6 protein-coding genes are annotated in these 8,278 nt (G+C 64.7%); 2 read left to right on the top strand and 4 right to left on the bottom strand.

Going from position 1 to position 8,278, the window contains the following annotated elements; all coding sequences use genetic code 11:
• Nucleotides 1-221 precede the first annotated feature (221 nt).
• Together CK218_RS24865 and pdeM are read left to right on the top strand one after the other, a co-directional pair.
• Nucleotides 222-2,753 (top strand): ligase-associated DNA damage response DEXH box helicase, encoded by a 2,532-nt coding sequence (locus CK218_RS24865; protein WP_095829221.1) that lies wholly within the window; start codon nt 222-224, stop codon nt 2,751-2,753.
• A gap of 16 nt (nt 2,754-2,769) precedes the next feature.
• Nucleotides 2,770-3,486, top strand: a complete 717-nt coding sequence (gene pdeM / locus CK218_RS24860) for a ligase-associated DNA damage response endonuclease PdeM (protein ID WP_095782905.1) — start codon at nt 2,770-2,772, stop codon at nt 3,484-3,486.
• A gap of 7 nt (nt 3,487-3,493) precedes the next feature.
• On the opposite strand, the gene CK218_RS24855 is transcribed toward pdeM, so the two are convergent.
• From CK218_RS24855 to CK218_RS30775, 4 genes are read right to left on the bottom strand one after another with little or no spacing between them, the layout of a single operon-like run.
• Nucleotides 3,494-4,429: a DmsC/YnfH family molybdoenzyme membrane anchor subunit gene (locus CK218_RS24855; protein ID WP_095829211.1), complete on the bottom strand. Its 936-nt coding sequence runs from the start codon at nt 4,427-4,429 to the stop codon at nt 3,494-3,496.
• A gap of 12 nt (nt 4,430-4,441) precedes the next feature.
• On the bottom strand, nt 4,442-5,176 hold the full coding sequence (locus CK218_RS24850; protein ID WP_095829210.1) for a 4Fe-4S dicluster domain-containing protein: 735 nt from the start codon (nt 5,174-5,176) through the stop codon (nt 4,442-4,444).
• Entirely contained in the window at nt 5,173-8,103 is a 2,931-nt protein-coding gene (locus tag CK218_RS24845; protein ID WP_095829209.1) for a molybdopterin oxidoreductase family protein, read from the bottom strand. Before CK218_RS24845 ends, CK218_RS24850 begins: the two co-directional genes overlap by 4 nt.
• Nucleotides 8,103-8,258, bottom strand: a complete 156-nt coding sequence (locus CK218_RS30775; protein WP_179294591.1) for a hypothetical protein — start codon at nt 8,256-8,258, stop codon at nt 8,103-8,105. Before CK218_RS30775 ends, CK218_RS24845 begins: the two co-directional genes overlap by 1 nt.
• Nucleotides 8,259-8,278: the final 20 nt, after the last annotated feature.

Raw genomic sequence — 8,278 nt, 5'->3', positions numbered from 1 at the left:
TCGAATCGGATGGCCGTCCGGTTCGAGGCTCAGTCGCTCTTCTCGCACAAAGTCTCCTCCGCGCAGATACAAGGGGTAAGTAGCGCCAAGCTGGATCACCCTCATTAGTCTCGGCGCTGCGCGCCGGGCCACCTTCTCCCACATGGGGAGAGGGGAAGAATGATCCCCTTTTGTTCCGATTTTCCTTGGCGATCGCTTGCCAGCGCGCTACCTCTTTGCGCGTGACAGAGCAGCCGCGCCTTGCCGAACAGAATGTCGCCGTCGTTCTCCCCGAGCCATTCGTAAAATGGTTCGCTGCAAAAGGCTGGTCGCCGCGCGCGCACCAGCTCGAACTGCTGGCGAAGGCTCAAGCCGGCCAATCGGCGCTGCTGATCGCGCCGACCGGGGCCGGCAAGACGCTGGCCGGATTCCTGCCCTCGCTTACCGAGCTCGCCAGACGTCCGCGGCGCAAGCCCGGTGGGGCGCATCGCGGCATCCACACGCTCTACATCTCGCCGCTCAAGGCGCTGGCCGTCGACATCGAGCGCAATCTCGGCAAGCCGGTCGAGGAGATCGGACTGCCGGTGACCATCGAAACCCGCACCGGCGACACGCCCTCGCACAAGCGCCAGCGGCAGAAGCTCGCGCCGCCCGACATCCTGCTCACCACCCCCGAACAGCTCGCGCTTCTGATTGCCTCGGCCGACGCCAGGCGCTTCTTCGAGGATTTGCGTTATGTCGTCCTCGACGAATTGCATTCGCTCGTCACCTCGAAGCGCGGGCATCTTTTGGCGCTAGGCCTGGCGCGGCTGCGCGCGTTTGTCCCTGAGCTGCAGACCATCGGCCTGTCGGCTACGGTCGCCGAGCCGGATGAATTGCGGCGCTGGCTGGTCAGCCAGGCTTCCCCTGAGGCCATGTCCGAGTTGATCGTCGTGACAGGCGGCGCCAAGCCCGACATCTCCATTCTCGATTCCGAAGAGCGGGTGCCATGGGCTGGCCATTCCGCCCGCTACGCCACTCCGGAGATCTATCGCGAGGTCAAGCGGCACAAGACGACGCTGCTCTTTGTCAACACGCGCAGCCAGGCCGAGCTGCTGTTTCAGGAGCTGTGGCGCGTCAACGACGACACGTTGCCGATCGCCTTGCATCACGGCTCGCTCGACGTCGCCCAGCGGCGGCGAGTCGAGAAGGCGATGGGCGAAAACGCCTTGCGCGCTATCGTCGCCACCTCGACATTGGACCTGGGCATCGACTGGGGCGATGTCGATCTGGTCGTGCATGTCGGCGCGCCGAAGGGGGCCAGCCGCCTGGCGCAGCGCATCGGCCGCGCCAACCACCGCATGGATGAGCCATCGAAGGCAATCCTGATCCCGGCCAACCGGTTTGAGGTGCTTGAATGCCGTGCCGCGCTCGACGCCAACTATCTCGGCGCGCAGGACACGCCGCCTTTGGTCAATGGCGGGCTCGACGTGCTGGCGCAGCATGTGCTCGGCTGCGCCTGCGGTGCCCCGTTCCACGCCGACGCGCTGTTTGACGAGGTGAGGTCGGCTGCGCCCTATGTCAGCCTAGACCGCCCGACATTCGACCGGGTCATCGACTTCGTCGCCACCGGCGGATACGCGCTGAGAAACTACGAGCGCTACGCCCGCATTCGCCAAACCAAGGAAGGCTTGTGGCGAGTATCCAATCCCCGCGTGGCGCAACAGTACCGGCTCAATGTCGGGACCATCATCGAAGTGCCGGCCCTCAACGTTCGTTACGTCCAGGCTGGAAGCAAGGGCGCGGCCTCGCGCGGCGGCAGAGTCTTGGGAAAGATCGAGGAAGCGTTTCTCGAGACCTTGACCTATGGCGACACTTTCATGTTCGCCGGAAGGGTTCTGCGCTTCGAGGGTATCCGCGACAATGAGTGCTTCGTGTCGAATGCTCCCGGAAGCGAAGCAAAGGTGCCCTACTACGGCGGCGGCAAATTCCCGCTTTCGACTTATCTCGCCGAGCAGGTGCGCGCCATGCTCGACGATCCGCAGCGCTGGAAGAAGCTGCCCGAGCAGGTGGCCGATTGGCTGCGGTTTCAGGCGGATAAATCCGTCCTGCCGAAACGGGACGATCTGCTGATCGAGACCTTTCCACGCGGAAACCGGCACTATCTCGTAGCCTATCCGTTCGAAGGCAGGCTTGCGCATCAGACGCTGGGCATGCTGCTGACGCGCCGCCTGGATCGAGCGGGCGCCAAACCGGTCGGCTTCGTTGCCACCGACTATGCGTTGGCGATTTGGTCGCTGGCCGACATGGGCTGGATGTTCAAAAACAAAAAACCATCGCTGGCTGCGCTCTTCGATCAGGACATGCTCGGCGACGATCTCGAGGCATGGTTTGCCGACAGCTGGCTGCTCAAGCGCACCTTCCGCAACTGCGCGCTGATCTCCGGACTGATCGAGAAACGTCATCCCGGCAAGGAGAAAAGCGGCCGCCAGGTTACTGTCTCGACAGACCTGATTTATGACGTGCTGCGCAGCCACGAGCCCGACCACATCCTGCTCCAGGCGACCCGTGCCGATGCAGCGACCGGGTTGCTCGATGTCAGCAGACTTGCCGAGATGCTCTCGCGCATCCGCGGTCGAATCGTGCATAAGGACCTGGAACAGATATCGCCGCTAGCCGTGCCGATCATGCTCGAAATCGGCAAGATGCCGGTGCATGGCGAGGCGGATGAAACGCTGTTGATGGATGCCGCCACCCTCGTTGAAGAGGCCATGGGGCCGGAGATGGCCGACTGAGAGAAGGCAAGAGGGGATGAATTTTTCGCTGTCGCGCGCAACGCTGGTCGCCGAGGCCGACTTCGTCGGCATCGCTGGCGAACGAGCGGTTTGCGACCGGCGCGGCGTGCTCTATTTCCCCGATCTGCGGCTGCTTGCGGTCTCCGACCTGCATCTCGAAAAGGGCTCGTCCTTCGCCAGGCGCGGCGCGCTGATCCCGCCTTATGATACAGGTGCGACCTTGCTGCGGCTGCAGGCCGTGATCGCCGACTACGGTCCGCGGATCGTCGTCAGCCTTGGCGACTCCTTCCACGACGGCGGCGGCGCCGAGCGCATGCATCTAAGCTTCCGCGAGCGGCTGGAGGCGATGATGGCCGGCCGCGACTGGTTCTGGGTTGCCGGCAACCATGATCCGGATGCTCCCGCCGACCTGCCTGGCGAGACGGTGAGGGAACTCGCGATCGGTTCGCTTGTCTTCCGCCATGAACCATCCAAGCTGCGGGTGGAGGGCGAGATCGCCGGCCATCTGCACCCCTGCGCCCGCATCGTCCAGCGCGGCCGCTCGGTCAGGCGGCGCTGCTTCGCCGGTGACGGCGGCCGCATGATCATGCCGGCCTTCGGCGCCTATACCGGCTCGCTCAACGTGCTCGACCGCGCCTATGCCGGACTGTTCCGCCTGGAAACGCTTGTTGCCTACATGCTGGGCGCCGAGCGCATCTTCGCCATCTCCGGCTCGATGCTCCGGCCGGGCTGAAGCGGCTTCATCTGCCGTAATAGAGCGTGACGGTGTGCTTTGCCTCGGCGAAGAACAGCCAGCGTTCGACCAGCATGCCCGCGAATTGCATAAGCGCTGCAAGCAGTGATGCGGCTGCTGCGAAAGGCCATGGCAAGGCGAAGGCGATCACGAGCAAGATGGCCGGCACGGCGAAGGCCAGCACCTGCGTGATGCGCCTCAGCTTCGCGCTATGCTTGCGCGCAATGCGAAAACCCATCTCCTTGAGCAGGTAGTTTTCTTCGGTGTGCGGCCATTCGATGGACCGCACCGTGCCGCCGGCCAGGCCGGTCGCCGTGTTGGCCGTGGTCGGGATTTCCAGCCTGTCGTTGTAATGCCAGGTCGCAAGCTTCCAGCCCCACCCGGCGAGCGTGGCAAGCAGCGCGCCGGCCAGAACCAAGGTTGATCCGGCCCCGAAGCTTCGCAGCAGGCCGTTGAGTAGCAAGCTACCCGTCATTGCCGAGAAAATAAGATAAGCCGGCAAAGTATATCGGCTGTGCCACTGCGCGATCGGCTTCAGCGAGGCATAGATCATTCCGGTCGTACAGACTGTCACGACGCCGCCGGCGGCAGCCAGCAGGCCAACGATGGCCACCCAACCGCCGCTTTTGCCCATCAGCACCCAGCCAATGCCGAACAGCCCGGCCGGGATGAAGGTCGCAACCGAGGCGACCCCTTCGCGCGACAGCCAGGAGCTTCGCCATTGAGAGAAGGCGCGCCAGGCGCGTTCAGGGCGGCCGAGATGGCCGGTCGAGGAGAGCAGGCCGGCCGCGATCAAGCCAAGCGAAAGCGCCATGCCGACGAGCCCGAGCCAGAACTCGGGCGCGATCAATCCCAGCCCGCCAAGGACGCCGAGCAGCGCCAGCAGGCCGTAGCCGGCCCCGGTGGCGGTGGTGAAGAAGACGACGGAATAGGCGGGATGCATGGCTGGGCGAATTCAGTTCGAAAGCATGCGGTCGATCCAGCCGAGGAAGCCCCCGTCGGTCCGGATCGGTTCCAGCGCCGGCGCGTCCACCTTCGCCGCGCGCTCGGAGCGGGCACGCGGGGGCAGGTATTTGTTGGTCGGCTTGTAGCCAAGCTCGGGCATCAGCTCGACGCCGCCACGCTCTTCCACCAGGTGCGAGATTGCCGAGGCGGGATCGCCCAGATCGCCGAAATGGCGGGCGCTGGTCGGGCAGGCGGCGACGCAGGCCGGCACGCGGTCCTCTGTCGCCAGATTATCGTTGTAGATGCGGTCGACGCACAGCGTGCATTTCTTCATCACGCCGACATCCGTATCGAATTCGCGCGCGCCATAGGGACAGGCCCAGCTGCACAGCTTGCAGCCGATGCACTTGTCCTCGTCGACCAGCACGATGCCGTCGGAGGCGCGCTTGTAGGAGGCGCCGGTCGGACAGACGGTGACGCAGGCTGGCTGCTCGCAATGCAGGCAGGAGCGCGGGAAGTTCACCGTGCGGCCGCCTTGTTCGGTCGTGTGCTCATAGCTGTGCACGCGGTTGAACCAGACGCCGTCGACACGCCCGCCATACGGATCGATGTCGGTCAGCGGCGCCATGTGTCCGCCGGTGTTCCATTCCTTGCAAGCGGTAACGCAGGCCTGGCAGCCGACGCAGGTGTCGAGGTCGATGACGAGGCCGAGCTTCTTCTCGGTTTGGGCGGGAAGGCAGGTCATTCGGCGGCTTCCCTTTTTATGCGGAATCCATCGCCGAAGCGAAGCACATCCGGTGACGGCTCGAAATTTGGCGGCTGCCGCAAGCGCTCGAATTGCGGCTCGGTGAAGCCGGCCTCTCCCGCGGCGCATTTGGCGATACGCACGCGCACGTCGAACCATGCCGCCTGTCCGGTGACGGGGTCGGAGTTCGAATAGCGCTTGCCGTTGACGGTGGCTGCGGTCTGGTCGCCGATGATGTGATTGAGCAGGAAGCCGCGATTGCTCTCTGCGGCGTCGTCCTTCAGCCCCCAGCTGCCGCGCCGCTTGCCGATCGCGTTCCAGGTCCAGACCGTGTCCGGGTTGACGCCGTCGATCAGCTTGATCTGACCCTTCACGCGGCCGTTGATGCTTTCGATCCACACCCAGTCGTCGTCGGCCAGCCCAAGCCTCGCTGCCGTCTCCCGGTGCACGAACAGCCGGTTCTGGCTGGTGATTTGTCTCAGCCACGCATTCTGCGAGCCCCAGGAATGGTACATGTGCATCGGCCGCTGCGTCAGCGCATGCAGCGGATATTTTTGGAGATCGACGGTGTCGTCTTCGAAGGGCGCGTACCAGAACGGCAGCGGGTCCATATAGGCTTCGATCCGGTCGCGCTCGGCCTCCGGCGGCTGCACCTTGCCATGACCGCGCGCGGCGAGGCGAAAGCGCTGCATCGGCTCCGAATAGAGCTGAAAGATGATCGGATCGGCCTTGGAGATGAATCCCATCTGCACGGCAAAGTCGAGATAGGCGCGGTTGCCCATCTTGTAATAGCGCTGGTCGTCGGCGAACCCGTGGTGCCAGAAACCGCCATTGTCGATGTAGCGCTGCAACTGGTCCGGGTTCACCTCGCCTTTGCCGATCGCGTCGCCGTTCTTACCGCGCCAGCCGGCAAGCGGGCCGATGCCGGGCGTGCGCTCGTGGTTGACGATGTAGTCGGCATAGTCGCGGTATTTCGCCGAACCGTCTTCGTTGGCGAAACCAGGCAGGCCGAGCCGCGCGCCGAGCTCGATCAGCACCGACTGGAACGGCCGGACATCCCGGTCCGGCTGCACCACCGGGTGACGGATGGCATCGCCCGGCCCGTCGGCATGGCTGATCGGCCGGTCGAGCAGGCTGATGCAGTCGTGCCGCTCGAGATAGGTCGTGTCGGGCAGCACCAGGTCGGCGAACGGCACCGTCTCGGAATAATAGGCGTCGGAATAAATGATGAAGGGGATCTTGTAGTCGCCCGCCTCGTCCCTGTCGGTGAGCATACGAACCGTCTCGACGGTATTCATCGAGGAGTTCCAGGCCATGTTCGACATGTACATCATCAGCGTGTCGATCGGATAAGGGTCGCCGGCCCAGGCATTGCGGATGACGCTGTGCATCAGGCCGTGGGCGGCCAAGGGCGCTTCCCAGGAATAGGCCTTGTCGATGCGGATCGGTGTGCCGACCTCGTCGACGAGCAGATCGTCGGGCCCTGAGACGAAGCCGAGCGGCATGCCCTCCAGCGGCGTCATCGGGCGGACGTTCTTGCCTGCGGGCTTTGGCCCCGGCGGCGCGCAACGCGGATAGGGCGGCTTGAAGCGGAAGCCGCCGGGCACGTCCACCGTGCCGAGCAGAACCTGCAGCAGGTGGATGGCGCGGCAAGTATGAAAGCCGTTGGAGTGGGCCGAGATGCCGCGCATGGCATGCATTGAGACCGGCCGGCCCTTCATCGTCTCGTGCCGGCGGCCCGCCCGATCGGTCCAGGCGACCGGCAGCTCGATCGCCTGCTCGAAGGCGACATGCGCCAGCTCAGCCGCGATCCGTCGGATGGTGTCGGCGCCGACCCCGCAGCGCTCCGATACCGCCTCCGGCGAATGGCTTTCGTCCAGGTATCGGTCGGCGATCAGCTGAAATACCGGTGCGCAGCGGCGGCCATTGACGGTGTAGTTGCCGGTCAGTGCTGGTTTCGCATCCGGGTCGGCGGCATTGACGGGCGCCTTCGCCACCCTGTCCCAAGCCAACAGGTTGCCGTCATCATCGCGCATGAACAATCCGTCATCGGCGGAACCGGGCTCCTGCACGACAAGCACCGGCGCGTTGGTGTAGCGTAGCAGATAGTCGAGATCTATGCGGCCGGCCTTGAGCAACTCATGGACGAGCGCCAGCACGAACAGTCCGTCCGTGCCGGGTCGTATGCCGATCCAGTCATCGGCAACCGCGTTGTAGCCGGTGCGGCAAGGGTTGATCGACACCACCTTGGCGCCGCGCGCCTTGAGCTTGCCGAGGCCGATCTTGATCGGGTTCGAATCGTGATCCTCGGCGACGCCGAACAGCATGAAGTATTTCGTGTTGTCCCAGTCGGGCTCGCCGAACTCCCAGAACGAGCCGCCGATCGTGTAGAGCCCACCGGCCGCCATGTTGACCGAGCAGAAGCCGCCATGGGCGGCGAAGTTGGGCGTACCGAACTGGCTCGCCCACCAGCCGGTCAGCGACTGCGACTGGTCGCGCCCGGTGAAAAAGGCAAGCTTTCTCGGATCGGTGCGGCGGATCGCCGACAGCCGCTCGGTGGCGATCGTGAGCGCTTCGTCCCATTCGATCTCGCGAAACTCGCCGGAGCCGCGAGGCCCTGTGCGCAGCAGCGGCTTCCTCAGCCGCGCCGGGCTGTAATGCTGCATGATGCCGGCGCTGCCCTTGCCGCAGATCACGCCGCGGTTCACCGGGTGGTCCTTGTTGCCGTTGATGTAGCGCACCTTGCCGTCCTTGATGTGGACGTCGATGCCGCAGCGGCAGGCGCACATGTAGCAGGTGGTTTTGGCGATGCGGTCGGACACGCTCGGCGAGGTCTCGACGCCGTCGCCTTCGTCAGGCGCCTGGCTGTCGGCCAACGGCCGCTGGGAGGGCGCGGAGTTTGCGCCGCGTGGTTCAGCTAGGCTCATTATCCGCGAACGCTCTTGTCGCTTGCCATCTTGGCCTTGGTCTTCGGGCCGGGCCCGCGCATATAGTGCAGCTCAGGATGGTAGCGGTCGCCGGCGAGCTGCCGCTTCAGCTGGCGGCTCCAATGCGCGAAAAGGGATTTGAAGCGCCCGATCATTTCCAACCTTGGCGGCAGAA

It is taken from the genome of Mesorhizobium sp. WSM3879, assembly GCF_002294915.1.
GTDB lineage: Bacteria > Pseudomonadota > Alphaproteobacteria > Rhizobiales > Rhizobiaceae > Mesorhizobium.
The sequence above is the reverse complement of the archived record's forward strand: the minus strand, read 5'-3'. Positions and strand labels throughout refer to the sequence as shown.